Genomic DNA, 26,772 nt, shown 5'->3' with positions numbered 1-26,772 from the left:
AGATCCGCGGCGAATGGGCGTCAGTCGGTCATCATCACCGCGCGCAGTCCGAAGGCGGTCGCCAGTGCCTTGTGCCGCCGCTCGACCGCCTCCCCGTAGAGCGGCAGATCGCCTCGATCGAGATGCAGCACGAGCCCGCTCTCGCGCAACACCAGGCGGCTGCCCTGCAGCGGCTCGGCGACGCCCCCGGACAGCCGCTGCCCGAGCCGCATCGCGAGACCCCAGCGCTCTGCGCGCGCAATCTCGTCGGGCGTGCAAAGCTGGGCGATGACCGGGATCATGCCGGATCCACCGAAGCTGACATATAGTGCCTGGCCGATCATCGCGCGGCCACGGGCATCGACGCCCACCCAGTTGCCGTGCAGCCCGACATCAAGTCCGCGTTCGGCGCGAAATTCTGGATGGGCGTGCCAGCCCACGTCGGCCAGCTGGCACGTGGCGTGGCGCAGGCGCGCATCCTGCACGCTCTCTCCGGCAAAGAGCGGCGCGATCCAGCGGTCGAGCAGGTCGCCATGCTCCGGAAAACGCCCCATCATCCGCCCTTCCTCGCGCGTGGCGACGATGAGCGGATCCTGATCGCGGATATGATCGGCCAGATCGCTGTGGATCAGCCCCTCGCGCAGGCCGTAAGCGGACACCACCATCTCGCTGGACTGGAACTGTTTCGTCAGCAGAGCGAGCAGCAGCGATGCGTTGGCGAGATCGGGTATGCGCGGAACGGACAATCCCGGCACCTCGCGCAGGCGCTTGCGATCGATATGCGCCAGCACGCGAACGAGCCTGCGGGCGCTGTCCGGCGCCATCCGGTAATGATGGACGATCGGCAGCGGATAATCCGTCAGATGCATGTCCAGCCGCGCCACCGCGCGCCAGGATCCGCCGACCATGTAGAACGGCAGCCCCTTGCCCATCCCCTTGAAGCCGGCCTGATCCAGCGCCTTGGCCAGCGTCCGTTCCAATGCCCGCTGGCCTTTGCGGCGGATCGAATCGATCCGCAACACGCCCAGCGGAAAGGATGCGCGCTCGTGGATCTTGCCGCCGGCGACGCGCACCAGCTCGAGGCTCCCGCCGCCAAGATCGCCGACGATGCCGTTCGCGTCGGGAATCGCCGAGAGCACGCCATGTCCCGCCATCCGCGCCTCGTCGCCGCCGGATAGTAGTTCGACCTCGAAGCCTTCGTCGCGCAGCCGATCGAGGAATTGCGGCCCGTTCGACGCATCGCGCACCGCTGCGGTCGCCACCGTGCGCAGCCGCCCCACGCGCATTTGGTCGGCCAGGCAGCGATAGCGCGATAGTGCGCTCAGGGCGCGCTCCACGGCCTGGGGATCGAGCGCGCCGGTCTGCGCAAGACCACGGCCCAGGCCAGCCAGCACCTTTTCGTTGAAGAGGATGGAGGGGATCCGCGCCGGGCCGTCATAGACGACCAGACGGATCGAGTTGGATCCGATATCGATGATGCCGAGCCGGCTTGCGCGCAGCTCGGCTTCATCGCGCCGGCGGAGGAGCGTCACTGTCGACATGCGGAGGTCCGATTAGCGGGAATCGAAACGCGCCGAAAGCCGCTCGGGCATCGTGCGGAAAAGTGGGAACCGGCTCTCCGCACAAAGGATGCGACCGCGAAGGCTTGGAGCAAGCTGCGCGACTCCCTTATCGCACAGCTTGCTCTAAGCGCCACGCCGCAGGCTCAACTTAGGAACCGAGGCGCTGTCATGGAGCGCATGCCCGCGGCCGGACAGCGAGGGATTGGTCATGAAATAACGGTGAAGGTTGAATGGCTTGCCGTCCGCACTGACCCGCTCGTACGATCCATCCGGGTTGAGCGTCCAGCTCTGCTCATTGTCGATCAGATTGGCGACCATCACCTGATCCAATATCTGCGCGTGCACCGTGGGGTTCTCGATTGCGAGCATATACTCCACACGCCGGTCGAAGTTGCGCGGCATCCAGTCGGCCGAGGAGATGAACACCTTCGCCTTCTTGTTCGGCAGCCGCGCGCCATTTCCGAAGCACATGATCCGGCTATGCTCGAGGAAGCGGCCCACCACCGATTTCACCCGGATATTGTCCGAAAGACCGGCGACACCCGGACGCAGGCAGCAGATGCCGCGCACGACCAGATCGATCTCCACGCCAGCCGCGCTAGCGCGGTACAGCTTCTCGATGATGATCGGATCGACCAGCGAGTTCATCTTCGCCCAGATCGCCGCCGGCCGGCCCTCGCGGGCATGGTCGATCTCGGCATCAATCAGCGCCGCCAGCTTGTCGCGCAGGCCATGCGGCGACATGGTGATCATTTCCAGCCCGGTCGGCTCGACATAGCCGGTGATGTAGTTGAACAGCTGCGCCGCATCGCGGCCCGCGCGTGGATCCGCGGTGAAAAAGCTCAGGTCCGTGTAGATACGGGCCGTGATCGGGTGATAGTTGCCAGTGCCGAAATGGCAGTAGGTACGATACCCCTCGCCCTCTCTGCGAACCACCATCGAGACCTTGGCATGGGTCTTCCAGTCGATGAATCCGTAGACCACCTGCACGCCGGCGCGCTCGAGCTGCGAGGCCCACATCAGATTCTGTTCTTCGTCGAAGCGTGCCTTGAGCTCGACGACGGCAGTGACCGACTTGCCCGCCTCCGCGGCGTCGACCAGCGCGCGGATCACCGCAGACTGCTTGCCTGCGCGATAGAGCGTCTGCTTGATCGCCACCACGTCCGGATCCGCCGCCGCCTGCTTCAGGAAAGCGAGCACCACTTCGAACGTCTCATAGGGATGATGGACGACGATGTCCTTGGACCGGATGGCGGCGAAGCAATCGCCGTCATGCTCGCGTATCCGCTCGGGAAAGCGCGGGCTGAACGGCGGGAATTTCAGATCCGGACGATCCTCGTCGACCAATTGCTCGAGATCCGAGATGCAGAGGAAATCGCACGTATCCATGAAGATCGCGTCGTTGCCGCTGATCTCTTCGCGCACTTCTTCCAGCGCCTCGGGCAAGCCCGCCTCTGTCTCGAGCCGGATCACCCTGCCCTTGCGGCGTCGCTTGATGGCACTGCGGAAATAGCGAACGAGATCCTCGGCTTCCTCCTCGACCTCGATGTCGCTGTCGCGAATCAGGCGGAAGGCGCCGCGGCCGATCACCTCGTAGCCGGGAAAGAGCACGCTGGTGAAGCGACGGATCACCGTATCCACCGCCACATAGAGCGCGTCCGGACCAGGCAGCCGGATAAAGCGTTTCAGCGTCGAGGGCACCATCACCAGCTCGCGAATCGGCTCCCCGTCGGAGAGGCGCTTCAGGTCGAAGATCAGGGTGAAGCCCTTGTTCGGGATGAACGGGAAAGGGTGCGCCGGATCCAGCGCCTGGGGCGTCAGCACCGGGAAGATCTGCTCGCGGAAATGCTTCTCCAGCCAATCGGCGATCTCGCCCTGTACCTCGATGCCGCGCAGCACCTTGATGCCGGCGCTGAGCAGATCCGCCCGCAGGTCGCGCCACACGCGCTGCTGCTGCTCCATCAGCGCATCGGCGCGTTCGGCGACGGCGGCAAGCTGCTGCGCGACGGTGAGGCCGTCGGCGGAGCGGGTGTCGACGTCCTGGACCAGCTGCCCCTTCAGCCCCGCCACGCGGACCATGAAGAACTCGTCCAGATTATTGCCGGAAATGGAGAGGAAGCGGAGCCGCTCCAGCAGGGGATGCGCGGGATTGCACGCCTCTTCCAGCACCCGCTGATTGAAGCTCAGCCAGGACAATTCCCGATTGAAATAGCGATCCGCGAGCGCGATCGGCGGCGGCGCGTCTTCGAAAGCCGCCTCGACGGGGGTGGCACGGCGGGCGGCAGACATCTCATCCATCGTGACAGATTACATGCGAATCTATGACACGTCGATGACACCCGCCTTGGCCAGTGCCCGGCGCGCCATACGTACGCCGATGCGCGTGCGATCGCTCAGCGACTCGCTGTCGATCGCCTCGACCGCGCGCTGGATGCCGACATAGCTGCGCTCGATCCGGGCGAGCAGAAAGGCGGAAAGATCGGGCGGCGCAGGCAATCCGCGCGCGCCCAGCATGCGCTCGATCAGCGCGACGAACAGCGCATCGTCCGGCTCCTCGATAGCGACATGGGGAGTGGCCATCATCCGCGAGCGCAGGTCCGGCAACGCGATCTGCCAGACCGGCGGCGGCTGATCGGCGATCGCGAGCAGCGGCCGCCGGGTCTCCTGCGCGCGATTCCACGCGTGGAACAGCTCCTCCTCCGGACGCCGCTCGGCATCGTCGATCAGCGCGCCGCCCGTTTTGGCGGCGAAGATCCGGCCGAGCAGGCTACGGCCGGACTTGCGCGGGCCGGTGAGCAGCGTGACCGGAACCGGCCAGAGCGACCAATGATCGAGATGACGCACCACCGCGGCATTCGCCGCGGATCGGATGAACGCGTTCTCGTCGTCTCCCGCCGGCCATTCGAACGGCAGGGCGAACTGGCTCATTGCGCCGGCGCCGTCCCCGTCTCGGGGGTCGGCCCGCTTCCGCGCCGCAGCCTGAGCGTGCCGCCGATATCCTCGACCCGCCAGCCGCGCGCTGTGAGGGCGATTCGCAGGGCCGCCGCATCGCCCTGGAACGTGATCCGGATCACCGAGACACCGCCCAGCGCCAGGCTGGTCGTCGCCGCCGAGCGCACGCCCGGCACGGAGCGCAGCGTCGCCTCCGCCTGGCCGACCGAGGCCGCATCGGGCGTATCGACCTGAAGGGTGTAGCCGGTGCCGACATCGCTCGTCGCTGCGGTGATCGCCGCATCCGCCTCCGCTTCCATGGCATTGGCGGTCAGATCCGCCTCCACCGGCTGCTCGACGACCAGCGACTTGTCCGGGTTGAGCATCGCCGAGGCGAAGGCGCGCGAATAGACGGCGTCGATACGCTGCACACCCTCGTCGAGCATCTTGGGAATGCCGTCGCTATTGTCGGCGCGCAGCGTGAAGCGGTCGAGCACCGTCGAATCAGGGCCGTGGCGCGCGGTGAAGGTAGCGGTCGCCGGGCCGCCGGGCCAGGATCGATCGATTCGCACTTCCGGCACGAGCACGTCGGCGGCGCCATATTGATCCAGCAGCATGCGCCACCAGCTCCGCCCGCGCCGATTCGCCTGCGCGGCATTCAGCAGCAGCGGGTCCGATCCGGTGCCGCTGACGCGGACATAATCCACCACGCTGCCGCCCGAGCGGAAGCGAGCCCAGGCCTTCTGCCATTCGTTGCGCGTCTCGAAGGTGGTCGGCGTCGAACCGTCCCACTCCACCGGAATCACCAGCATCGGCGCGGATCGCGCGCCCTGCCCGCCTACGCCGAGCAGCTGGCCGGTGCGCGCGCGATCGAACAGGATGCCCAGCCGGGCGATATAGCGGGTGGGCGAGATCTGCTCATCCTCGACGACGATCCCCGCGACGATCGAATCGAGCGTCGAATCGGGCAGGCCCGGCGCGGCGGCAGGCGTGCCGCCATGCGTCTTCGCCCACAGCATCTTCCAGCCGCGGCGCTGCGCCTCATGCCAGGCCGCAGTGCGTGCCGTATCGGCGTCCTTGGCCGCGACATCGACGGCAACGCCCGATACTTCGAGACTTTGCGAGCTGTCGATCGGCGGCACGCCGCGATCCCCCTCGATCTGCGCGACCACCGCCGCTGCCCCGCAAAACAGCAGCGCCAGCACGAACGTCATGGGGTGGAGGAGGCGCTTCGAGAGGTTCACGCTGCGCCTTTTGGCGACTTGCCCGTGGAAATCCAAGCGCGATGTGTTTAGGCGCTCATCCCATGGCATCAGATGAACACTATACCTACGCGAAGGCGGGCGTTTCGATCGCCGCCGGCAACGCGCTCGTAAAGGCGATCGGGCCGCTTGCGCGCTCCACCGCCCGCCCCGGCGCCAACGCCGATCTGGGCGGCTTCGGCGGCTTCTTCGATCTCAAGGCCGCGGGCTATTCCGATCCGCTGCTAGTCGCCGCCAATGACGGGGTGGGCACCAAGCTCAAGCTCGCGATCGATGCGAACCGGCATGACGGCGTCGGCATCGATCTCGTCGCCATGTGCGTCAACGATCTCATCGTGCAAGGTGCCGAGCCGCTGTTCTTCCTGGACTATTTCGCTACCGGCAAGCTCGACGGCGGCGTCGCCGAAGCGGTGATCGCCGGCATTGCCGAGGGCTGCCGTATCGCCGGCTGCGCGCTGATCGGCGGCGAGACCGCGGAGATGCCGGGTATGTACGGGCCCGGCGACTATGATCTCGCCGGCTTCTGCGTCGGCGCGGTCGAGCGCGAGAAGGCGCTGACCGGCAATCGCGTCGCGGCGGGCGACCTGATCCTCGGCCTCGCCTCCTCCGGCGTCCACTCCAACGGCTATTCGCTCGTCCGCCGTCTCGCTGCGGACAAGGGCTGGAAGCTCGATCGACCCGCCCTGTTCGATCAGGAGGTGCTGCTGATCGATGCGCTGCTCGCGCCGACGCGCATCTATGTGAAGCCGCTGCTGCCGCTGGTCCGCGCCGGCCGCATCCATGCCCTCGCCCACATCACCGGCGGCGGCCTGCTCGAGAATATCCCGCGCGTCCTGCCCGAGGGGCTGCACGCTCATGTCGATGCCGACGCCTGGCCGCAGCCGCGGCTGATGGCCTTCCTGCAGGCGCAGGGCAATATCGAGCCCGGCGAGATGGCGCGCACCTTCAACTGCGGCATCGGCATGGCGCTGGTCGTCGCGCCCGACGAGGCGGCCGGTGTCGCCCAGGCGCTGGAGGAAGCCGGCGAGACGGTGCTGCGCATCGGCCACATCGCCGCGGGCGAGAAGGGCTGCACCGTCGCCGGCTCGTCGGAAGCCTGGAGCGCACGCGATGCCTGGTCCGCGACCCATCTTGGCTGAGGCTTCGCTCTTACCCTCTCCCACTTGCGGGAGAGGGCTTCGGAAAGCACGTTAAGTGACCTCCCTGCCCAAAGCCCGGGTTGCGGTGTTGATCTCCGGCCGGGGCTCGAACATGCTGGCGCTGGCCGATGCTGCCGCCGATCCCGCCTGCCCCTATGAGATCGTGCTGGTCGCCTCCAACGATCCGGAGGCGGCGGGCCTCGCCGCTGCCGCCGCGCGAGGCATCCCCACCTGGGCGCAGTCCCACAAGGGCATGAAGCGCGCCGAATTCGACGCGCTCGTCGATGCGCGGCTGCGCGCGGCCGGCGTCGAGTGGATCGCGCTTGCCGGTTATATGCGCATCCTGAGCACGGAGTTCATATCCGGCTGGGAGGGCAGGATGCTGAACATCCACCCCTCGCTGCTGCCCAAATATAAGGGCCTCGATACCCACGCCCGCGCCATCGCGGCGGGCGACGGCGTCGGCGGCGTCTCCGTCCACCTCGTCACCGCCGAGCTCGACGACGGCCCCGTGCTGGCCCAGGTGGAAGTTCCCATCTTTCCCGACGACACGCCCGATACGCTCGCCGCGCGGGTGCTGATCGAGGAACATCGGCTCTATCCGCGAGTCTTGGCGCAGATGGTGACGCGATGAGCCCCGATCCGGATGCCGACCTGGCACGGCTGCGTACCATCGCGCTCGCCCTGCCCCGCGCGATCGAGAAGACGTCGCACGGCATGCCGGTCTTCTTCATCGACAAGGGCAAGAGCTTCGCCTGGTTCATCCACAATCATCATGGCGCCGGCATCACGGCGGTCGCGATCAAGACGAGCGGCGCGGAGGAACAGGCAATGCTGGTGGAAACCCGGCCGGAGCTTTATTATCGCCCCGCCTATCTGGCGCCGTCCGGCTGGATCGGCCTGCGCCTCGACGTGGACGAAAGCGATTGGGATCATGTCGCCGACCGGGTGGCGATGAGCTGGCGCCTGGTGGCTCCTCAAAGGATAGCCCATCTTGTCTGAAACGACGCCCCCTTGGGAAAAGCGCACGGAAAAGCAGGTGAAACAGGAACAGGCGGCCGAAGCCGCAGCAATCCGCCGCCGCTGGATCAACCTCGGCGAGGTACTGGCGGTGGTCGCGGTGATGATCTCCGGCCTCACCTTGTGGAACAGCTATCAGGAACGCGCCAACAGCGAAGCCGATCGGGCGAAAAGCGAGCAGAAGGCCGATGCCCAGTCCGGCACGCTGGTCCTGCGCGCGACCATCGCCAAGGAAGGCCGCCGGCTCTCGCTCGCGGCCATGGCCGGGGACCAGGCGATCCAGAGCCAGACGATCAGCTTCCCGAGCGCGCTCGGCGTGTCGCCGGTCGACACGGCCGGCGATCCCCGCATCGAGTCGGGATGGTTCGAGAGCGAGCTGCACAAGGCGCGCAAGGAAGCCGGGCTGGACGAGAAATCGACCGGCGACGCGCGCCTGCCGATCCTGGTGAAGACGCAATTCCTGTCGAACGGCGAATTGAAGAACGACAGCGCGATCTATGATCTCGGCTATCGGATCAGCAGCGGCTTCCTGAGCGGCACCGACGTCCGGATGCGCGGATTGTCGCTGATCCGGCGCGGTGTGACCGGCGATGGGCAGAAGCAGATCGACGCGATCTGGGATAAGCAGGCGAAGACGAAATAGCGGCACCCCGCTGCGACGAGGTGCCTGCCGGTCAAACGCGTCATCCCGACGAAAGTCGGGATGACGGCATCTTTACAAACGTTCCAGCTTTCGCCGGTGTGACGCGCAATGCGTCAGCCGACGATCTCATCCGGCTGGAAGAAGAAGGCGATCTCGATCGCCGCATTCTCCGCGCTGTCCGAACCATGGACCGAGTTCGCCTCGATCGACTCGGCGAATTCCTTGCGGATCGTGCCGGCGTCGGCATTGGCCGGGTTGGTGGCTCCCATCACTTCGCGGTTGCGCGCGACGGCATTCTCGCCCTCGAGAACCTGCACGACGACTGGGCCGGACGTCATGAAGCTGACGAGATCGTTGAAGAAGGGGCGCTCCTTGTGGACGCCGTAAAAGCCCTCGGCCTGCTCCTTGCTCATGCGGATGCGCTTGGAAGCGACGACGCGCAGGCCGGCCTCTTCCAGCTTCGCGGTGACGGCGCCGGTCAGGTTGCGACGCGTGGCGTCGGGCTTGATGATCGAAAAGGTGCGTTCGGTCGCCATGGCCGAGCGTGCTCCATCTGTTGTGTCTATGGGAAAGTGGCGGCTCTCTAGTCAGGATCGCCGCATCGTTCAAGGGCGGGGATCAGCGCCCGTTTGGGAATGCGCCTTCGGTGCATGCCTCGAAATGCGTTCTTCCGCGCATTTGCAAGCAGGTTCTCAGCGCCCGACGCCGAACAGCCCCGTCAGCGAACGGTCCAGCATCATCAGCTGCCAGAGCAGCCGGCCATGGTCCATCCGCCCCGCCTTATGCTCCCCGGCCACGCGGGCAAGCGTAGCGCCGTCGAACCAGCCGGTCTCGGCCAGCGCCGATCCCTGCGCGATCGCGTCTGCCTCGGGCGCGAGGGGACCGCGGAACCAGGCGCTGATCGGCGTCACGAAGCCCATCTTGCGGCGATAGAGTATCTCGTCCGGCAGATAGCGGCGCAACGCCTTCTTCATCAGCCATTTGCCGGTTCCCCCGCGCACCCGCAGGTTCGGCGGCAGTGTCGCGGCGAATTCGATCAGGCGATGGTCGAGCAGCGGCTCGCGCGCTTCCAGGCTCACCGCCATGCTGGCGCGATCCACCTTGGTCAGGATGTCGCCCGGCAGCCAGATCTTCATGTCGGCATATTGGGCACGGTCCAGGGCGTCGCGCGCCGGGGCCGCCCGCATCGCCGCGATATAGCGGTCCTCGGCGCGATGCCCCTGCAGCGCCTGCGCGGCGAGCGGGGTGAACAGCCGCCGCCGCATCGCCGGTCCGGTCACGCCGACGGAGCCGGCATAGGCTTCCTCCGCGGAACGGCCGAGCGCCTGCAGCGTCGTCTTGGCGCGCAGCGGCCGCGGCGCCCAGTCGAGCTTGGGAAAGACGTCGCCGAGCGTACCGAGGCCCCGCCGCAGGGCGGCTGGCAGCAGGCCGCGCATCCGCTCCTCGCCCGCATGAAAGACATAGCGGCGATATCCCGCCAGGGCCTCGTCCGCACCGTCGCCGGAAAGCGCGACGGTGACCTTTTCCCGCGCAAGCTCGCAGACCCGATAGGTCGGCAGCGCCGAAGCGTCGGCGAACGGCTCGTCGAACGCATGGACCAGCGTCGGGATCAGCCCGAAGTCGGTGGCGGCGACCCGGCGCGTGCGATGATGCGTAGCGAAGCGCTCCGCGACCAGCGCGGCATAGCGTGTCTCGTCATGATCCGCCTCGTCGAAGCCGATCGAGCAGGTCTCGACCGCGCCCTTGCTGACCTCCGCCATCAGCGCGACCACCGCCGAGCTGTCGACGCCGCCGGACAGGAAGGCACCGAGCGGCACGTCCGCGATCATGCGCGATCGCACCGCCTGGCGCAGCCGATCGACCAACTCCTCTTCCAGCGCCGCCTGTGATCCCGTCGCCCGATTGGCGAAGCTCAGATCCCACCACTGGCTGGGCCGGGGCATCGGCTTGCCACGCTCCAGCAACAGGCCGTGGCCGGCGGGCAATTTCTTCACCCCCGCCACGATGCAGGCGTCATCGGGCACGTAGCCGAGCCCCAGATAATCCTCGACCGCGCTCAGGTCCGGCGCGCGGCGGAACAGCGGGTGGGCGAGGATGCCCTTGAGCTCGGAGGCGAACAGCACGCATCCGTCGGACAGCTCGGCATAGAAGAGCGGCTTCACGCCCAGACGGTCGCGCGCAAGGAACAGGCTGCGCCGGTCGCCGTCATAGAGCGCATAGGCGAACATGCCGTGGAAACGCTCCACCGAGGCCGGCCCCCATTGCCGCCAGCCGTGGAGGATCACCTCCGTATCGCTGGACGTGCGGAAGACATGGCCCAGCGCCTCCAGCTCGGCGCGGACCTCCTGGAAATTATAGATCTCGCCGTTGAAGACGGTGACCAGCCGGCCGTCCGGCGTCGCCATCGGCTGATCGCCGGTCGAAAGATCGATGATCGAAAGACGGCGATGGCCGAGGCCCACGCCCGGCGCGGTCCACACGCCCGATCCGTCGGGTCCGCGATGGGCCAGCGCGTCGGTCATCATCGTCACGCGCGCGGGATCGACGGGCTTGGCCGCCGGGAGATGGAAGATGCCGGCGATGCCGCACATGAAGATATGTCCTCAGCGGGGCGGAACGAGGCGGTCGGCGAAGGTATCGACCGGGCCGAGCGCGGCGAGGAAGGCGTCGATCGCCGGGCGCGCGCTGCGCCCCTGCGCCGGCTGTTCAGCCGAGACGAGGATCGCCATCGCACGCTGCTGGCCCCCCAGCAGACGCAGCTTCAGCGTCTCCAGCTTCACGCGTGTTTCGCTCCCCGTCGTGATTCCGCCGATCCGATAGAAGGTCGCGACCTCACGGACAACCGGGCCGGGCGCCGAAATCCGGAAAGCGCGTCCTTCTGGCGGCGAGGCGGTGTTGTCCGTCCACGCCCACTGGCTGTCGGGATCGACCGCGCCGTGGCCATAGCCGACCAGTTCATGCCCCTCGCTCTGGCTGCCATAGACGGCGACGGCGAGATCCACCGATTGGCCGGCTCCGTTGGTGTAACGCTGGATGAGCCGCAGGTCGGCGCCATCGTAGCGCGGCCGCCAGAAATAGCCGGTCTCGTGCGTCTGGCGCCATCCGGGCAACTGGGGCAGGCCCGTCAGGGCCGGTATCGGCGTACGGCCACTCGCCGCGATCGCCGCGGACCATCCGACCGGAAGCAACGCGATCGCCACGGCGCCGATCGTCACGGGCAGCAGCCTCGTCCGACCGGGCAGACGATCCGCCCATGCCTGGATTGCCGGCGGATCTATCCACGGCTCGGTGACGCCGCGATCGAAGAAGGGCCAGCCCAGACCCATCATGATGGCGATTACGATCGCGAAGAAGATCCAGCCATAGACGACATGATCGAAACCCACCGCGAAATCGGCGCTGGTCAGGTGCGCGACATAGATGGTGCCCCAGGCGCGCAGCCCGTTGGCGAGGATCGGCACCACCGCCGCCGCCGCCATGAACAGCGCCCGGCGGGTCCAGCTCTTGAAGCACACGTTGCAGACCAGCACGCCATAGGCGAGCATCGCGATCAGGAACTTCACCCCCGAACAGGCTTCGGCGACCTCGAAATATCCGTTCGGAATGGTGATGAAGACGCCTTCGATATGCGCCGGCACGCCGAACAGATGGAGCAGCGCCATGCACATCTGCGCCGTGATCGTCTGCAGCGGCGGCACCAGCCCCTCCCCCGCCGGGACGAGGAAGAAGAGGTAGCAGAGCGGAAACAGCAGTCCGCGCGCCACCGCTGGCCCGAGGCAGGCGACCACCGCGCCCTGCAGCATCAGCACGAGGCCGTAATGCCGCGCGACCGAGACGCCCGCAGCATGGCCGAGCAGCCAGCCGAGCGCGCCCGCCGCCACGATCAGCAATCCCGGCGCCCAGCCCACCGGCTCCAGCCGCTTCACCTCGGATGCGCGCTGCCATACCAGCCAGGCGATGATCGGCGGGATCAGCAGGCAGTGCTCGAAGGTGGAGCTCGTCCACCACAGCTCGACGATCTTGGCCGCGTCGCTGAAGAAGATCAGCAGCAGCGCGGCCCAGAGCAGTGCCAGCGCGACCAGCGGCCGGCGCCAGTGCGGCATGCCCTCGCTGGCGCGCGGCATGATCGGCCCGGCCGCGGCGGGCCGGATCGGCGGAGCCAGACTCACGCCGCCGCCCCGGCGGGTGCATCGTGATCAGTCGATTCGCCCCGACCCAGCATGCCGGGCAGCGGCGCAAGCCGTGCCTCCCAACCATAGCGCGCCTCGACAAGTGCACGAGCGGCCATGCCGATCTCCCGCGCCCGTGCCGGATCTGCGATCAGCGCACAGACCGCATCCGCTTCGGCGGCAGGCACGGCGACGATCAGATCGCGACCGTCCTTGGCGTCGATGCCCTCGAAAGCGGCTGGTGAGGCGACGACCGCCTTGCCCATCGCCATTGCCTCCAGCACCTTGTTCTGGATCCCGCGCGCCAGCCGCAGTGGTGCCACCACGACGTCCGCCGCCTTCAGCCAGCTACGGATGTCGACCACTGCGCCGGTGACGATCACGCCAGGCTCGTCCGCAAGACGCAGCACCGAACGGGCCGGATTGCGTCCGACGATCGCGAAGCGCGCGGCCGGATAGCGCTCGCGGATACGCTGCAAGGTCTCCATGGCGAAATCCGTCACCGCCTGGATGTTGGGCCGATAGTCCATCTGTCCGGTGAAAACGATCAGCGGCCCCGCCTCGCTATGGTCCATCTCGGCCGGCGCGACGTCGGCATCGGGGCGGAAGAACACCAGATCGATGCCGTTTTCCAGCGCACACACCTGCCTGCTGCCGATACCTGCGAATGTGCGGAACAAGCGGGCCTCCGCCTCGCTGACGAACAGGCTGAGGTCCGCGCGCATCGCGGTTCGCCGTTCAAATTCGTAGAGGCTGCGCGCCTCGCGCCGGTACAGCCAGCGCATCGGCATGCGCGAGGCCTCGGCATAGGCCGCGAACTTGGCTGAATCCACGTCAACGAAATCCATCACGAACCTGAGGCCGAGCCGGTTTGCCGGCACAAACTGCGCCATCTGCCCCGAATAGGCGAAAATCGTATCGACCGGTTCGTCCTCCAGCGTCCGCTCGACGAAAGCCTGCATCGTCGCACTCTCGAACGCCGCCACCGAGGCTGGCCGGCGCCGGATCAGAGACCGGGCGACCGCACGCGGCTGCGACACGCGCCGCTCCTCGACATGCAGCTTCCCGACCAGCGGCCGCAATGCTTCGGCATGGGCCGCATCGACGCCATTGTCGGCGAAGGTACCGACATGCACGCGGCCCAGGCGGGTCATCGCGCGCAGGAGGTTCCAGCTGCGGATCTTGTCGCCGCGATCCGGCGGAAAGGGCACGCGATGCGCCAGGAAGAGGATGTCGCCCATCAGCCCAGCCCCCGCGAGATGGCCGGTCCGAGCCGATTGGCGAGCCACAGCGGCAGCTTCTGCCAGAGCGCGACCTGCATCCGGTATTTGGGGCTCATCGGATTGATCTCGCGCGGCCCCTCCCCTTCCGCCGCCTTTACCGCATAGCGCAGCGGCGCCGGCTCGAAGCCCCAGTTGCGCTTGAAGGCGAAGGCCCCCGTGCCGAACTTGGAACGGCCGAAATCAAAGTGGGTGCAGCCGCGCCGGCGCGCATGGTTCATCAGCGCATAATACATCATGTCGTTGGCGCGGAAGGTACGCGCGGCCCGCGTGCCGCCACCCCAATAAGGCATCACGGCGCCGCCGTGATAGAGGCTGAGCACGCTGGCGAGCGGCTGGCCGTCCTTGCGCACGGTGAGAATGTCCGCATCTGCCCCGAAACCATCCAGCACCGCATCGAAGAGGCTGCGCGGGAAGACGGGCGTACCGAGATTGCGCACGCTCTCGGCATAGACGCCATAATGGGCGGCACGATCGGCGGTACCCGTGCCGACCTCGACGTCGAGATCCAGCCCCAGCGCCTTGCGCACCTCGGCGCGCTGCTTGCGCGGAATTGCGAGCAGTTCCGCCTCGTCGTCGGCCGCGAGCGGGCGGACGAAGCCCGCATAGGTGCTCTCGCTCGCCGGCCAGTCCGCAGGCAGCATCCCGCCGCGCAGCTCGACAGAGGGGCAGCTGAGCCGCACCGCGAGGATCCAGGCCTCCTCGGCGAGCCGCGCGAGCGTGCGGTCGTCATCGGCCAATATCCCGCCGCCGACCGCGAACGGCGACGAAACCAGCGCACGGCCGAACAGCGGAGAATGGACCTCGCCCAGCGGCAGCACGCCAACGATCCGGCCGGCGCTTTCGGCGATCAGATAATGGCTTTTCTGCCGGCATCCCCTTGCCACTGCCTCGTTCCACGCGGTGAGATGGAAGGGCGTGCCCTCGGCATGCCCGCGGACATAGGCATCGATCCGCTCATGATCGGCCGCGTCCGCCAGGCCGGTGCGCACGGCAGGGATCGGCTGCTCCATCGTCATGGCCGCAGCGGCGCCTGGCCGGCGACGACGGCGTCCACCCTGCCCCACGCGAATTCGCCGAGCAGGCGGCGCAGCTTGCCCTCCATCGCCGCCAGCCGGCTGAAGTGGCGAATGCGCGAGCGCAGTGGCGCGCCGGGCACGCGCGGCTGGTCCGGATCGATCTCCCAGGGGTGGAAATAGAATATCGCCGGCCGGGCTTCCTCGCCATTCACCTGTCGGATCGCCCAGCGGGAAAAGCCGTAGGGCAGCATGCGAAAGAAGCCGCCGCCGCCTGCCGCCAGCGTGCGCCCGCGGAATTTCGCGGTGGTGACCGGCAGCTCGATCAGATCGGCATCCGCCAGCGGCCGCCAGGCGAAGCGCGGCGCATCCGGCCAGCCATAATGATCGTGCGCGACCGGCGCGATGCTCGAGGAATAGGCATAGCCCGCCTCCGCCAGCACGCCATGCGCCCAGGGCGTGCGCGCGTCGATCGAGAAACTCGGCGCGCGATAGCCGGTGACCGCCACTCCCGCCGCATCCTCGATCGCCGTTCGGGCACGGACGAGATCGTCGCGAAACTGCGCGGCGGTCATCGTGAAGACGCGCGCATGATCCCAGCCATGGCTGGCAATCTCATGCCCCTGGTCGACGATCCGGCGAATCAGCGCGGGATAGCGATGCGCCACCCAGCCCAGAGTGAAGAAAGTCCCCTTGACGCCGGCGCCTGCGAAAAGCGCCAGCACCTTGTCCGTATTGGCCTCGACGCGCGGCACCAGCCGGTCCCAGTCCTCACGGGCGATCGTCGTTTCGAACGCGCCCACCTGAAACGCGTCCTCGACGTCCACCGAAAGCGCATTCAGCATTACGCCTGCCCCCGCATGCGTAAGTCTCAGGCGACGCCGGAACGCACCGCATCCCAGCGCGGGCGCGGCTCGTCGCTCTCGACCCAGTCGACCAGCAGGGTGAGTACACGGCGTAGCGCAGCCTCCTGCGCCTTCAGCTTGGCTTCGAGCTGATCGATCCGCGCCAGCAGCTCGGGATCGGGCGCGGCCGGCGTCGGCGCTTCAGGCACCGCGTGAAAGCGCGGCGGCGAGGCCGGCTGCGCGAGCGGCGCCGGATCGGGAACGGCGACCGGGCGAAGGCGCGGCGCCTGCTGCGTGTCGAAGCTGAGCTGCTGGTCGTCGCTCAACGTGTCGCCGGCCATGTCCGCGATCACCGCTTCGACCGCCTCTCCATCGATCTCCGCCAGGTCTTCGAGAGCGCCGAACAGCATGATGCGCGCGGCGAGCGCGTTCACCTTGCGCGGCACGCCGCCGGACCAGCGGTAGATGGCCGTATAGGCGTCCTGCGTGAATTTGGGATTGCCCGTCCAGCCGACCAGCCCGAGCCGATGCACGATATAGGGTTCGATCTCGTTCGCGCCCATCGGCTCGAGATGATGGGTGGCGATGACGCGCTGGCGAAGCTGCTCGAGCTTGTCGGACTTCTGCACCCGCTCGCGAAATTCGGGCTGGCCGAGCAGGAAGATCTGCACGAGCGCATGGCCGCCGGTCTGGAAGTTGGAGAGCATGCGCAGCTCCTCCAACGCGGACACCGGCAGGTTCTGCGCCTCGTCGACGATCAGCAGGGTGCGCTTGCCGCCCCGCGCCTGGTCGATCAGGTGACGCTCCACCCGGTCCAGCAGCTGCGCCTTCTCGACGCCTTCGGTGGCCAGCCCCAGGCCCTGCGCGGTCAGGCGGAGGATATCGTCTCCCTCCACCTGTGTCGAAACCAGGTGGATCGCGTTGAGGCGGGACTTGTCGACCGTCGCCATCAGATGGCCGACCAGCGTGGTCTTGCCCGCGCCGATGTCGCCGGTGATGACGATGAAGCCTTCTCCCTGGGCAAGGCCATAGCCGAGATAGGCCATCGCCTTGCGATGCGTCTGGCTTCCGAAATAAAAACGCGCGTCGGGCGTGAGCTGGAAGGGGCGCCCTGTCAGGCCGTAATGATCGCTATACATCTCGCTTCCCTTCTAGAATGAGTAGCGCATGCCGACCTGCGCCGCACCGGAGACGACGTCGTCCGCCTGCTTCTGGTCATAGGCATAAATGCCTAACGACGCCTGAGCGCTCAGCCGCTCACCGAAGGTGTGATAATAGGTGCTTGTTCCGCCATATGCGAACACGTCTGAGGAATTGACGATGCCAGGGTTATACCAGGCGGCGTAAAGCGCGCCGGTGATGCCGGACGAGCGGGTCAGCTCGCGCGTCAGGGTGAACTCGCCGGTCACGCTCCTGTCCGTCACGCCGTTGACGGTGAAGATGCTGCCATAGACTGGCGCGATGTAGCGGCGCTCGGCATAGCCGATGCCGACGCCCATCGTCCAAGGCCCGCGGCGCGAGGAAAACAGCGCGTTGACGCCGCGTGCCCGGAAATTCTCGGTGCTCACCGATTGCAGCGCGTCCTCCAGGCAGCCTCCGCTGCCCGGCGTCGCTCCGAAGACGCATCCGTTGACGTCGCCGCCGAATGGATTGCGCGTGACCTGGAAGTTGGTCGGCAGCGCTGCGACGTCGCCGATCAGCTGGCGTCCGAAGCTTTCGATGCCGTTATAGACGCCGATCTGCAGCCCGGAATTCTCGCTCACCCGATAGTCCAGCGATCCGGTATAGGCGGTCTGGCCGTAACGCTTGCCGACGCGGGCCTGCAGCGTGGCGCGGGGGCTCGGCCGCCAGATCACGCCGACGTCCCAGATCAGGCCGTCCGTGTCGTAATAGGTGAGGCGCGGCGCGCTCTTGTCGGTCACGTAGCGGCCGTTTCCGGTCGTTACCGGGTTGCCCGCCGTATCGCGCAACACCGGCCGTTCGGCTATGTTGATTTTCTCGTATCCGACGCCGCCGGTCAGCGCGATATGCGCGGTCACGGGCACGGTCACGTCCGCGCGGACATATTTGCCGTCATAGCGCTGGTCGAGCTGGGAAGCGTCCTCGTGCTGCCAGCCGCCGGAGATGGTCCAGCCGAACGGAAGCCGGCCGGATTGCATGCCGATGCTCGCCTGCACGTTCTGCACGGTCGAATCGTCGAACTGGTCGAGTCGCTGGGAGCCCGTAGGGAGCAGGACGCTGTTCTTGTCCTCCACCTTCACATAGCCGAGCTGGTAGCTCGCGCCGATCTGCAGCGGCCCGGCATGGGTCGAGAGGGTCGGGCCGCCATAGAAGCCGAACACCTGATTGATATTGTCCTTGTCGCCGGTGAGGATCAGCGGCGCCGCGCCGCGAATGTCGGTGCGCGTGCGCGTCGCCAGCGCACCGCCCTCGAAACTCAGCGTGTTCGGGATGATCTGGTACTGGCCGCGCGCGATGCCGCTATGGACGTCGCCGCTGCTCATCTTGTCCTTGTCCCAGGGGATGCGATATTCGTAGCGGTAGCTGACGGTGCCCTCCACCCGATGGCCGGTGGCGCTGGCGTCCACGCCTGCGGCGACCGTCGTGTAGGTGAGAACGTCGCTCGGGCTCGAAAGCTGCGCGTCGAGGACCTGCTGGACCTCGATATAGGGCGTCACCTGGGTGCGCGCGTGCGCGACCTTCGGAAACATCGAGACACCGAAGGCGATCGAGACGAGGCCGATCGTGCGCGGCAGGATATCCTTGGCCATGCTCAGCTGCCCGCGCCGTAATAATCGCCGAAGCGGCGGCCATTGGCCGAGAATTGCACCCCGTTGATCACGAGCTGCAGATGGGGGCAGCCGCTCAGCAGCCCGATCGCGTCACGCAATTGCGTCTCCGTCGTCTGATCGGCCTTCACCACCATCAGGATCTGGCCGACGTGGAGCGCCAGCACCGAAGCCGGCGAAGCCACCAGCGCGGGTGGCGAATCGAAGATCACGATCCGGTCGGGATGACCGGATACGAGCTGGTCGAGCACCTCGCCGGTGCGGTTGGAGGCGACGAGCTCGGTCGCCTCATTGCTCTGCCGGCCGGCCGGCAGCACCGAGAGATTGGGGATGTCGGTGCGGATCACGCAGCTTTCGACGTCGATCTTGGGATCGGCGATCGCGTCGATGAGGCCCGGCCCGCCTTCCAGGCCGAGCGTCGAGAGCACTTCGGGCTTCGCGAAGTCCGCGTCCACCAGCAGCACGTCGACGTCCTTCTCGGTCGCCATCGAGAGCGCGAGGTTGACGGCGCAGAAGGTCTTGCCCTCATTCGGCTCGGCCGAGCAGACCAGGATCATGCGGCCATGATCCAGCCCCTCGCTGCCGCGCCGTCCGGTCGCCGCGAGCAGGAGCTGCCGCTTGATGATCCGGAATTCCTCGTTCAGCGCATTGACCGGCGAGTCGGGCAGGATGAAGCCGGCTTCGCGCAATTCCTCCATCGCCACCGTGCCATGGCGGCCGGTGAAGGCGCGCGGGCGGGGCTGTAACCGGGGCGGCGATCCGGCCTGCGTCGCGGCGGGCGCGGCAGGCGCCGGCGCGGCCGCCGCCTCCGCAGCGGTGGGCGGCGGCGCGGGCGGCGTTTCCACCACCGGCGCATTGTCGCGCATCGCCGCATCCAGATCATAAGTCGCCGCTGCCCGCTCCAGCAGCGAGCCTCGGGATTTGATCGAGCTGATCTTGTTCATGCCCGTTCCTTCCTCAGGCGACCATGCCGCGCTGGACGAATTCGACGACCATCAGCAGCGCGTACACGCCGACGAGCGCCCCCGCCCCGCTGGCGAACCACACCAGCTTGCGCCGGCGCTCCTCGCGCCGCATCGGCGTCAATATCTCGGAAACCGAGCCGATCACCGGCAGGCCGGTCGCTTTTTCCAGCCGCGTCGCGGTCGCGTAGGTGACGGCGAGCTGCGCCTTGCCGAATGCCACGGCGAAGCCGGCGCCCAGCCCGATGATCAGGATCGCGGTCAACATCAGCGGACGATTCGGCGCGACCGGCAGGCGCGGCGCGCTCGGCGGATCGATCACCCGGAATTTCACCGCGTCGGTCTGGCTCTGCACGTCGCTGCGCAGCTTCACATCCTCGCGATCGGCCAGCAGCTTGTCATATTGCGCCTTCAGCACGTCATAGTCGCGGTCGAGCTGCTGCTGCTCCGCGGCGATGCCGGGCTGCTGGGCCTGCTTGGCGATGAACTGGTTCATGTCGGACTGGAGCTGCGACTTGCGCGCCATCAGCGCGGCGACCGTCGCCTGCTTCTCCGCCTGCATCGAACGCAGCGTGACATACATGGGGTTGGGCGTGCCGCCGCCCCCGCCGCCCGCCGGCTCGCGTGCCGCGAGCGGACGCAGGCGGGCGATCTGCTGCTTCAGCGCGATCACGTCGGGATGCTCGTCCGTCCAGCCGCGCGCCTGCGCATCGCTGAGCTGACCCTCCAGCGCCGCGAGTCGCCCGGCATAGCCGCCCACCGCCCCGTTCGCGCCCGGCGTGGCGACGGTCGGCGCCAGCCCCGCAAGCTGGCCGTTCAGTGCAGCCAGCGAGCTTTGCGCGGCGGCGAGATTCGAATCGACGTCGGCCAGCTCGGAACGCGATGCGTCCATGCGCTGGCTCACCGATCCGACGCCCGGCAGCATGCCTGCATATTTCTGCTCGAAATCGGCCTTCTTCTGCTCGGCCTCCTGCAGCTGCTTCTCGCGCTGCGCGAGCTGCTCGTCCAGGAAGCGCAGGCCCTGGCTGGTCTCGTCGCGATTGCCGGCCAGATTCTCCTCGACGAAGATGTCGATCAGCTTCTGCACCACCGCCTTGGCGAGCTTCGCATTCTGCTGGTCGGAAAGGCCGCCGGCGCTCGATTTCGCGCTGATCTGGTAGAGATTGTCCTGCGGCGACTTGATCGAGATGTTGTTACGCAGCCGCTCGACGATCGCCGCCACGTCCTTGTCGCTGGTCGCCTGCAGGCTGAGGTCGGTGCCGCGCACCACCTTCTCGAGGTTCACCGTCGAAGCCAGCGTCTGCTGGACGCGATCGATGTCCCGTATCTGCTCGGTGGAGGTGATGCCGATCTTGTCGGGCAGCACGGACTGCATCTGCACGAAGATCCGCGCCTGCGATTCATAGGTGTTGGGAATCAGCGCGACGACCAGCCAGCCCGCCAGGCACACCGTCGCCGCGACCGCCAGCGCCAGCCAGCGGCGGCGCCAGACGAGATGCAGCGCGATCATCACTTCTTCGTAGATGCTGTTCATCGCTTCCCTGTCGCCCCGTTTCCGCCCCCGTTCCTCCGTGCGCCGATCAGAACATGCTTTCGGGGATGATGATCACGTCGCCCGGCTCGAGCCGCACGTTCGCGCCGGCGTCGCCCCGCTTGAGGAGGTTCGCGATCTTCAGCTGATATTCGTGTTGCTGGCCGGTCGCCGGATCGTAGCGGATCAGCCGCGCCCGGTTGCCCGCCGCATATTCGGAAAGCCCGCCGACCGCGATCATCGCGTCGAGCAGGGTCATGTTGGCGCGATAGGGCAGCGACGCCGGCTTCTCGGTCGCGCCGACCACGCGCACCTGCTGGGAATAGGTGCCGGTGAAATTGTCGACGATCACCGACACGAGCGGGTCGGAGATATATTTCGCCAGCGCGTCCTTGATATCCTCGGAAAGCTGCGCCGGCGTCTTGCCGACGGCCGGCAGGTCCGCGATCAGCGGCGTCGTGATGCGACCGTCCGGACGGACCTGCACCTTGGCCCCCAGCTCCGGATTGCGCCAGACGAAGATGGTGAGCTGGTCCATCGGGCCGATCACATATTGCTCGCCCGGTCCTTCCTTCGGCTGCACGAAGGCCGCGGACGGCAACGCCTGGGTCGGCTGGTCCGTCGCGCAGGCGCTGAGCGTCAAGGCGCTCGCCCCCAGGCTCAGCATCAGCTTCATCATGCCCCGATACGCCATCGATCCCTCACCTCTTACTGCCATGCGCCGCGATGCGAGACCCTCCCATCGGTCGCGCAAGGACGCAGGTTCAGCGGCACATTTCAACTAAAGAGGTGAATATTGCGTTAGGATTGACTCGAAAATGGCGGGTCTGCGAGGATTTCGAGCGCCGGTGGATGGCCCAGAAACGCCTGGGGGCTCGCACTGGCGCCATAAGCCCCGGCCATGAAGAGAGCGATAACGTCTCCCGCCTCGGCACGCGGCAGGCTCACCTTGTTCGCCAGCAGGTCCAGCGGCGTGCACAGGCAGCCCACGACGCTCACCGTCTCCTCCGGTTCGTCGCCCATCCGATGCGCCACCGCGACCGGGTAGTTGCGCCGCACCACCGTGCCGAAATTGCCGCTGGCGGCGAGCTGGTGATGCAGCCCGCCGTCGGTCACCAGGAAGGTTTCGCCATGGCTTTCCTTGCGATCGACGATGCGTGTCAGATAGACGCCCGCCTCCCCGACCAGCCAGCGGCCGAGCTCGATCGCAAAGGCCGATTCGGCCAGGATCGGCACGCGTCCGGCCAGCGTCCCGGCCAGCGCCGATCCGATCGCCTCGACGTCCAGCGGCTGCTCTCCGGGAAAATAGGCGATGCCGAATCCTCCGCCGAGATTGACCAGCGGCGGCGCTGCGCCGACCGCGTCGGACAATTCCCCGGCCAAGGCCACCGTCGCCGCCTGCGTCTCCGCGATCGCGGCGGCATCCAGCGCCTGCGATCCGGCAAAGATATGCAGCCCGCGCCACTCCGCTCCCGCCGAAACGATCGCGCGAATCAGCGGCGCCGCGCGTACCGCATCGACGCCGAACGGCCGCGCCCCGCCGCCCATGCGCATGCCCGATCCGCGAATCTCGAAATCCGGGTTCACCCGCACCGCCAGGCGCGGCCGGATCCCCAGCCGATCGCCGATGGCGAGCGCGCGCGTCGCCTCCGCTTCCGATTCGAGGTTGATCGTCACCCCGGCGGCGATCGCCGCCTCCAGTTCGCGATCGCGCTTACCCGGCCCGGCGAAGGAGATGTCGGCCGCCGCCATGCCGGCATCGAGCACGCGGCGCATCTCGCCGGCCGAGGCCACGTCCATCCCGTCGACATAAGGGCGGATCGCCGCGATCAGCGGCGGGAAGGGATTGGCCTTCACCGCATAATGGATGCCCATCGCCTCCGGCAGCGCGGCACGCAGCCTGGCGATGCACGCCCGCACCATCGCCATGTCGTAGACGAACAGCGGCGTGTCGCCCGCCTCGGCGATCCAGTCTTCCGCGGTGCGCCCGGCGATCAGCAGCGCGCCTTCGCGCATGGCGAAATCCGCCGGTATCGAGCCCATCGGCTTCACGCCATCACCTCCCTGCGAATCGCCGCCCGATCCAGCTTGCCGTTCGGATTGCGCGGCAGCTCTTCCCGCCAGTGCAGCGCGCGCGGCTGCATGAAACCCGGCAGCTCGCGCTTGAGATGGGCGGCCAGCCGCGCCTCGCCATCCTCGACGCCCGCCGCGGCGCGCGCGACGATCACGATGGCCTGGCCCAGCCGCTCGTCCGGCACGCCGATCGCCACCGCTTCGGCCACGGCGCCGCTCGCTATCGCTGCCTCCTCTATCTCCGTCGGGCTCACCCGGTTGCCCGCCGTCTTGATCATCTCGTCGTCGCGTCCCACGAAGCGCAGCAGCCCGTCCGCCCCACGCATCATCGTGTCGCCGGACCAGACCGCCGTACCGCCATAGGCCGAGTGGGCGGGCGCCGGGCGGAAGCGCTGCGCCGTCCGCTCCGGATCGTTCCAATAGCCTTGCGCGACCAGCGGCCCGGCATGGACGAGCTCGCCCGGCTCGCCGTCGGCTGCCGGACTCCCGTCGGCCCGCACCACCATCAGCTCCGCAAAGGGGATCGCGCCGCCCACCGCGTCGGGATGGGCGTCGATCAGCGCCGGATCCAGATAGCTCGAGCGGAAGGCCTCGGTCAGGCCGTACATCGAATAGAGATGCGCCGCCGGGAACAGCGCCCGCAATCGCCGCACCAGCGGCACCGGCAGCCGGCCGCCCGAATTGGTCAGCCGGCGCAGGCCCGTCGCGCTCGCCTCCGGCCATTCCGCCTCGGCAAGCTGGATCCAGAGCGGCGGCACGCCCGCCAGGGTGGTGATCGCGAAGCGCTCCACCGCCCGGATCACGTCGCGCGGCGTGAGATAATCGAGCGGGATCGCGCACGCCCCGGCCGCCCAGGTGGAAAGCAGCTGATTCTGCCCGTAATCGAAGCTCAGCGGCAGCACGCACAGCGTCCGGTCGTCGGCCACGAGCTTCAGGTAGCGCGCGACGCTGACCGCGCCGAGCCACAGATTGGCGTGGCTCAGCATCACCCCTTTGGGCCGCCCGGTCGAACCGGACGTATAGAGGATCGCTGCCAGCGCATCCGGCGCAGCATCGCCGGGCGGCAGCGCGTCCGCCGCGTCCAGCCGTGCCGCGATTTCCGCCTCGTCGACCGCCATGCAGCCCCCCGGCAGGTCGCCCGCCTCCAGCGTCGCCAGCCGCCCGGCGCCGGACAGCAGGAGCCGCGCGCCGCTGTCCGCCAGGATGTGCGCGGCCTGGCCATGTTTGAGCAGCGGATTGATCGGCACATGGACGAGACCCGCCCGCGCCGCGGCGAGCGGCAGGAGGCAGGCGAGCCGCGTCTTGCCGAGCCAGCTCGCCACCCGTTCGCCGGTCTCCAGCCCCGCGCCGCGCAGCACGGCCGCAAGCTGGCCGACGGCGCGGTCGAGCGCGGCATAGCTCAGCGTGCCTGCCCGATCGGCATAGGCCGCCGCATCGGGTGCGCCACGCTGCGTGAGATGATCGAGCGGCGCCGGCGCCTCATCCGGATCGTGCATTCGGTCTCCTGTCCAGCCGAGCGGGACTCGGTTAGGGCGGTCGGGGATAATCCACCCGCCGCCGCGTGGAAACCGCTCCGCTGCGCATCCTCTCGGCGCTTGTCCGCCGCGCATGGTGCAGCTAGGCGCTGGCAGCGGGAGCAGAAAGGGAGAGAAGCCGGTGGAAAGAAGCGATGCTGCCGACGTCGAACGCACCGTCCGCGCGGTGCTGCGCGACGTGCTCGGGCTCAGCGAGGAGCGGGTCGAGGCCTTTACCGAGGCGACGCCGCTGTTCGGATCACTGCCCGAACTCGATTCGATGGCCGTCGCCGGCCTGCTCACCGAGCTGGAGGATCGCCTCGGCATCGTCATCGAGGATGACGAGGTGGACGGCGAGCTGCTCGAAAGCTTCGGATCGCTGCTCGAATTCGCGTGGAACAAGACGCTGATATGAACCCGGCGGAGCCCCGCTTCGCCTCCTATGCCTGGCGCGACACGCCGCAACCGATGCTGGCCTACGGGCCGGCGGATGGGCCGCAGCTTCTCGTCCTCCAGCCGCTGTTCGCCGAGATGAACCGCTGCCGCCGGCTGATCGGCCGGACGCTGCGCCTGCTCGCCGCGGACGGCGTCGGCTGCTGGATGCCGGATCTGCCCGGTTGCGGTGAAAGTCCGGCCGCGCTCGCGTCGATCGATTTTCGCGACTGGCAGGATGCCGTGGCTGCCGCGGCCGAAAGCGTCGCGCGCGGCTGCGGCCGCCGGCCGCTGGTCGCCGCATTCCGTGGCGGCGCGCTGCTCGACGGGATCGAGGCGGCCGCGCATTGGCGGCTGTCGCCGCTGGCCGGCCGCATGGTGCTGCGCGATCTGGTCCGGGCCCGCCTCGCCTCGGACCGCGAGGAGGGCACCGCATCCACCAGCGCGGCGATCGAGGCGCAGGCCGCCGAAGGGGAGATCCTCCTCGCCGGCTATCGGCTCGCGCCCGGCCTCAGCGGGGCCATCGCGAAGGCCGGCCTCCCGTCCTATGCCGAGGCGCTCCGCACCGTGCGGCTGGAGGGCGACGCCGCGCCGGCCGACGCCTATCTCCCCGGCCCGCCGCTCTGGCGCCGTGCGGAGCCCGGCGATTCGCCAGCGCTGGCGGCCGCGATCGCCGCCGACATTTCCGGCTGGGCGCGCGCATGGGCAGCCTGATCCGCTTCGCCTGCGAGGGGCAGACCCTGGTCGGCACGCTCGACGAAGGGCGCGCCGCCACCGGCCTGCTGATCGTCTCCGGCGGCAGTGAGATACGCTCCGGCGCGCATGGCGGCATGGCCGCCCTCGCCCGCCGCATCGCGGCGCGCGGCCTCCCCGTCTTCCGCTATGACCGGCGCGGCGTGGGGGACAGCGAGGGCGACGATCCGGGCTTTGCCGGGAGCCTGCCGGACCTGGCGGCCGCCGTCGCCGCTTTCCGCACGCACTGCCCGCATCTCGAACGGCTGGTCGCCTTCGGCAATTGCGATGCCGCGACCACGCTGGCGCTGAACCATCGCGCCGTCGGCATCGATGCGCTCATCCTCGCCAATCCCTGGGTGGTAGAGCCGGCCGGCGACATGCCGCCGCCCGCGGCGATCCGGCGCCGCTATCGCGACAAGCTGCTCAGCATCGAAGGCTGGAAACGGCTCCTGACCTTGCAGGTCGATTTCAGGCAGATCCTCAAGGGCGTCCGCCGCGCGAGTACCGCCGGCATCACCGAACTCGGGCTAGCGGTGGCCAAGGCGCTCGGCGTCAGCAACGCGCCACTCACCATCGTCCTCGCAGAGGGCGACGCCACGGCCATCGCCTTCGAAGATGCCTGGAAGACGTCGCTCTTCGATCGCCCGCGCGGCCACGCCCACGTCTTCCGCGTCCCCAGCCGCTCGCACAGCTTCGCACGCGTCGAGGATGCGGAGCGACTCTATGGCGCGGTCATGGAAGCCCTGGCACGCCGCTGACCCCCCAATCCTCCCCCGCAGGGCAGGGCTATCGCATATGAACGGCAGAGTTCTTCATCCTCCCCATCGCAGATGGGGAGGGGGACCGCGCGCAGCGCGGTGGAGGGGAAATGCGCGGCCGGCTAACGGCTC

General features: G+C 67.9%; 22 protein-coding genes and 1 pseudogene. 6 read left to right on the top strand and 17 right to left on the bottom strand.

Features of this window, described 5'->3' with window-relative positions; genetic code table 11:
• Positions 1-20 precede the first annotated feature (20 nt).
• From GQY20_RS14310 to GQY20_RS14295, 4 genes are all read right to left on the bottom strand, one after another.
• Complete coding sequence (locus GQY20_RS14310) at positions 21-1,520, bottom strand: Ppx/GppA family phosphatase (protein ID WP_157217774.1); 1,500 nt, start codon at positions 1,518-1,520, stop codon at positions 21-23.
• Between the two features lie 144 nt (positions 1,521-1,664).
• Complete coding sequence (locus GQY20_RS14305; protein ID WP_157217773.1) at positions 1,665-3,830, bottom strand: RNA degradosome polyphosphate kinase; 2,166 nt, start codon at positions 3,828-3,830, stop codon at positions 1,665-1,667.
• A gap of 30 nt (positions 3,831-3,860) precedes the next feature.
• Complete coding sequence (locus GQY20_RS14300; RefSeq protein WP_157217772.1) at positions 3,861-4,469, bottom strand: P-loop NTPase family protein; 609 nt, start codon at positions 4,467-4,469, stop codon at positions 3,861-3,863.
• Positions 4,466-5,716 carry a heavy-metal-associated domain-containing protein gene (locus GQY20_RS14295; RefSeq protein WP_232476051.1) on the bottom strand — a complete coding sequence of 417 codons (1,251 nt, stop codon included), beginning with the start codon at positions 5,714-5,716 and terminating at the stop codon, positions 4,466-4,468. Before GQY20_RS14295 ends, GQY20_RS14300 begins: the two co-directional genes overlap by 4 nt.
• Before the next feature lie 62 nt (positions 5,717-5,778).
• Here GQY20_RS14295 and purM point away from each other — a divergent pair, with 62 nt between their 5' ends.
• The 3 genes and pseudogenes from purM to GQY20_RS14275 all read left to right on the top strand — a co-directional run bounded on the left by purM (position 5,779) and on the right by GQY20_RS14275 (position 8,536).
• Positions 5,779-6,873, top strand: a complete 1,095-nt coding sequence (gene purM, locus GQY20_RS14290) for a phosphoribosylformylglycinamidine cyclo-ligase (RefSeq protein ID WP_157217771.1) — start codon at positions 5,779-5,781, stop codon at positions 6,871-6,873.
• A gap of 64 nt (positions 6,874-6,937) precedes the next feature.
• A pseudogene (gene purN / locus GQY20_RS33020) lies at positions 6,938-7,875 on the top strand (phosphoribosylglycinamide formyltransferase).
• A complete protein-coding gene (locus GQY20_RS14275) occupies positions 7,868-8,536 on the top strand; it encodes a hypothetical protein (RefSeq protein ID WP_232476049.1) in 669 nt (222 codons plus the stop codon). The pseudogene purN and the gene GQY20_RS14275 overlap by 8 nt, the downstream one beginning before the upstream one ends.
• Positions 8,537-8,649: 113 nt before the next feature.
• Here the strand turns inward: GQY20_RS14275 and ndk are convergent, their stop codons facing one another.
• The 13 genes from ndk to GQY20_RS14210 all read right to left on the bottom strand — a co-directional run bounded on the left by ndk (position 8,650) and on the right by GQY20_RS14210 (position 24,697).
• Complete coding sequence (gene ndk / locus GQY20_RS14270; protein WP_157217769.1) at positions 8,650-9,072, bottom strand: nucleoside-diphosphate kinase; 423 nt, start codon at positions 9,070-9,072, stop codon at positions 8,650-8,652.
• A 156-nt stretch (positions 9,073-9,228) separates the two neighbouring features.
• Positions 9,229-11,127 (bottom strand): XrtA/PEP-CTERM system amidotransferase, encoded by a 1,899-nt coding sequence (locus GQY20_RS14265; RefSeq protein WP_157217768.1) that lies wholly within the window; start codon positions 11,125-11,127, stop codon positions 9,229-9,231.
• A gap of 12 nt (positions 11,128-11,139) precedes the next feature.
• The gene (xrtA, locus tag GQY20_RS14260) at positions 11,140-12,639 is read right to left on the bottom strand and encodes an exosortase A (protein ID WP_157217875.1); all 1,500 of its coding nucleotides are present in this window, start codon (positions 12,637-12,639) and stop codon (positions 11,140-11,142) included.
• 62 nt (positions 12,640-12,701) lie between these two features.
• Positions 12,702-13,949, bottom strand: coding sequence for a TIGR03087 family PEP-CTERM/XrtA system glycosyltransferase (locus GQY20_RS14255; protein ID WP_157217873.1), 1,248 nt, complete (start codon positions 13,947-13,949; stop codon positions 12,702-12,704).
• Positions 13,946-15,004, bottom strand: coding sequence for a FemAB family XrtA/PEP-CTERM system-associated protein (locus tag GQY20_RS14250; protein ID WP_198350955.1), 1,059 nt, complete (start codon positions 15,002-15,004; stop codon positions 13,946-13,948). The genes GQY20_RS14255 and GQY20_RS14250 overlap by 4 nt, the downstream gene beginning before the upstream one ends.
• Positions 15,001-15,846 (bottom strand): XrtA system polysaccharide deacetylase, encoded by an 846-nt coding sequence (locus GQY20_RS14245; RefSeq protein WP_157217767.1) that lies wholly within the window; start codon positions 15,844-15,846, stop codon positions 15,001-15,003. The genes GQY20_RS14250 and GQY20_RS14245 overlap by 4 nt, the downstream gene beginning before the upstream one ends.
• A 26-nt stretch (positions 15,847-15,872) precedes the next feature.
• Entirely contained in the window at positions 15,873-16,985 is a 1,113-nt protein-coding gene (locus GQY20_RS14240) for an XrtA/PEP-CTERM system-associated ATPase (protein ID WP_157217766.1), read from the bottom strand.
• 12 nt (positions 16,986-16,997) lie between these two features.
• Positions 16,998-18,617, bottom strand: a complete 1,620-nt coding sequence (locus GQY20_RS14235; RefSeq protein ID WP_157217765.1) for a hypothetical protein — start codon at positions 18,615-18,617, stop codon at positions 16,998-17,000.
• A 2-nt stretch (positions 18,618-18,619) separates the two neighbouring features.
• A complete protein-coding gene (locus tag GQY20_RS14230; RefSeq protein ID WP_157217764.1) occupies positions 18,620-19,579 on the bottom strand; it encodes an AAA family ATPase in 960 nt (319 codons plus the stop codon).
• 13 nt (positions 19,580-19,592) lie between these two features.
• A complete protein-coding gene (locus GQY20_RS14225) occupies positions 19,593-21,131 on the bottom strand; it encodes an XrtA system polysaccharide chain length determinant (RefSeq protein ID WP_157217763.1) in 1,539 nt (512 codons plus the stop codon).
• A gap of 46 nt (positions 21,132-21,177) precedes the next feature.
• Positions 21,178-21,822 (bottom strand): XrtA/PEP-CTERM system exopolysaccharide export protein, encoded by a 645-nt coding sequence (locus GQY20_RS14220; protein ID WP_157217762.1) that lies wholly within the window; start codon positions 21,820-21,822, stop codon positions 21,178-21,180.
• A 107-nt stretch (positions 21,823-21,929) separates the two neighbouring features.
• Positions 21,930-23,180 carry a pyridoxal-dependent decarboxylase, exosortase A system-associated gene (locus tag GQY20_RS14215; RefSeq protein ID WP_157217761.1) on the bottom strand — a complete coding sequence of 417 codons (1,251 nt, stop codon included), beginning with the start codon at positions 23,178-23,180 and terminating at the stop codon, positions 21,930-21,932.
• The gene (locus GQY20_RS14210) at positions 23,177-24,697 is read right to left on the bottom strand and encodes an acyl-CoA ligase (AMP-forming), exosortase A system-associated (RefSeq protein WP_157217760.1); all 1,521 of its coding nucleotides are present in this window, start codon (positions 24,695-24,697) and stop codon (positions 23,177-23,179) included. The genes GQY20_RS14215 and GQY20_RS14210 overlap by 4 nt, the downstream gene beginning before the upstream one ends.
• Before the next feature lie 112 nt (positions 24,698-24,809).
• On the opposite strand from GQY20_RS14210, the gene GQY20_RS14205 reads away from it, so the two are divergent.
• The 3 genes from GQY20_RS14205 to GQY20_RS14195 are packed head-to-tail and all read left to right on the top strand — an operon-like array spanning position 24,810 to position 26,640.
• Positions 24,810-25,130 (top strand): acyl carrier protein, encoded by a 321-nt coding sequence (locus tag GQY20_RS14205; protein WP_157217759.1) that lies wholly within the window; start codon positions 24,810-24,812, stop codon positions 25,128-25,130.
• Positions 25,127-25,861, top strand: coding sequence for an alpha/beta hydrolase family protein (locus GQY20_RS14200; protein WP_157217758.1), 735 nt, complete (start codon positions 25,127-25,129; stop codon positions 25,859-25,861). The genes GQY20_RS14205 and GQY20_RS14200 overlap by 4 nt, the downstream gene beginning before the upstream one ends.
• A complete protein-coding gene (locus GQY20_RS14195; RefSeq protein ID WP_157217757.1) occupies positions 25,849-26,640 on the top strand; it encodes a hydrolase 1, exosortase A system-associated in 792 nt (263 codons plus the stop codon). Before GQY20_RS14200 ends, GQY20_RS14195 begins: the two co-directional genes overlap by 13 nt.
• The last annotated feature ends 132 nt before the right edge of the window (positions 26,641-26,772 follow it).

This window comes from Flavisphingomonas formosensis, assembly GCF_009755815.1.
Classification (GTDB): domain Bacteria; phylum Pseudomonadota; class Alphaproteobacteria; order Sphingomonadales; family Sphingomonadaceae; genus Flavisphingomonas; species Flavisphingomonas formosensis.
Note: the sequence above shows the minus strand (reverse complement) of the source record. Positions and strands in the feature narration are given on the sequence as shown.

Bases quoted from the DNA above. Each gene is read 5' to 3' on its own strand.
- GQY20_RS14310 (WP_157217774.1), bottom strand. From the start codon at position 1,520: ATGTCGACAGTGACGCTCCTCCGCCGGCGCGATGAAGCCGAGCTGCGC.
- GQY20_RS14305 (WP_157217773.1), bottom strand. From the start codon at position 3,830: ATGTCTGCCGCCCGCCGTGCCACCCCCGTCGAGGCGGCTTTCGAAGAC.
- GQY20_RS14300 (WP_157217772.1), bottom strand. From the start codon at position 4,469: ATGAGCCAGTTCGCCCTGCCGTTCGAATGGCCGGCGGGAGACGACGAG.
- purM (WP_157217771.1), top strand. From the start codon at position 5,779: ATGGCATCAGATGAACACTATACCTACGCGAAGGCGGGCGTTTCGATC.
- ndk (WP_157217769.1), bottom strand. From the start codon at position 9,072: ATGGCGACCGAACGCACCTTTTCGATCATCAAGCCCGACGCCACGCGT.
- GQY20_RS14265 (WP_157217768.1), bottom strand. From the start codon at position 11,127: ATGTGCGGCATCGCCGGCATCTTCCATCTCCCGGCGGCCAAGCCCGTC.
- xrtA (WP_157217875.1), bottom strand. From the start codon at position 12,639: ATGCCGCACTGGCGCCGGCCGCTGGTCGCGCTGGCACTGCTCTGGGCC.
- GQY20_RS14250 (WP_198350955.1), bottom strand. From the start codon at position 15,004: ATGACGATGGAGCAGCCGATCCCTGCCGTGCGCACCGGCCTGGCGGAC.
- GQY20_RS14245 (WP_157217767.1), bottom strand. From the start codon at position 15,846: ATGCTGAATGCGCTTTCGGTGGACGTCGAGGACGCGTTTCAGGTGGGC.
- GQY20_RS14240 (WP_157217766.1), bottom strand. From the start codon at position 16,985: ATGTATAGCGATCATTACGGCCTGACAGGGCGCCCCTTCCAGCTCACG.
- GQY20_RS14235 (WP_157217765.1), bottom strand. From the start codon at position 18,617: ATGGCCAAGGATATCCTGCCGCGCACGATCGGCCTCGTCTCGATCGCC.
- GQY20_RS14230 (WP_157217764.1), bottom strand. From the start codon at position 19,579: ATGAACAAGATCAGCTCGATCAAATCCCGAGGCTCGCTGCTGGAGCGG.
- GQY20_RS14225 (WP_157217763.1), bottom strand. From the start codon at position 21,131: ATGAACAGCATCTACGAAGAAGTGATGATCGCGCTGCATCTCGTCTGG.
- GQY20_RS14220 (WP_157217762.1), bottom strand. From the start codon at position 21,822: ATGGCGTATCGGGGCATGATGAAGCTGATGCTGAGCCTGGGGGCGAGC.
- GQY20_RS14210 (WP_157217760.1), bottom strand. From the start codon at position 24,697: ATGCACGATCCGGATGAGGCGCCGGCGCCGCTCGATCATCTCACGCAG.
- GQY20_RS14205 (WP_157217759.1), top strand. From the start codon at position 24,810: ATGGTGCAGCTAGGCGCTGGCAGCGGGAGCAGAAAGGGAGAGAAGCCG.
- GQY20_RS14200 (WP_157217758.1), top strand. From the start codon at position 25,127: ATGAACCCGGCGGAGCCCCGCTTCGCCTCCTATGCCTGGCGCGACACG.
- GQY20_RS14195 (WP_157217757.1), top strand. From the start codon at position 25,849: ATGGGCAGCCTGATCCGCTTCGCCTGCGAGGGGCAGACCCTGGTCGGC.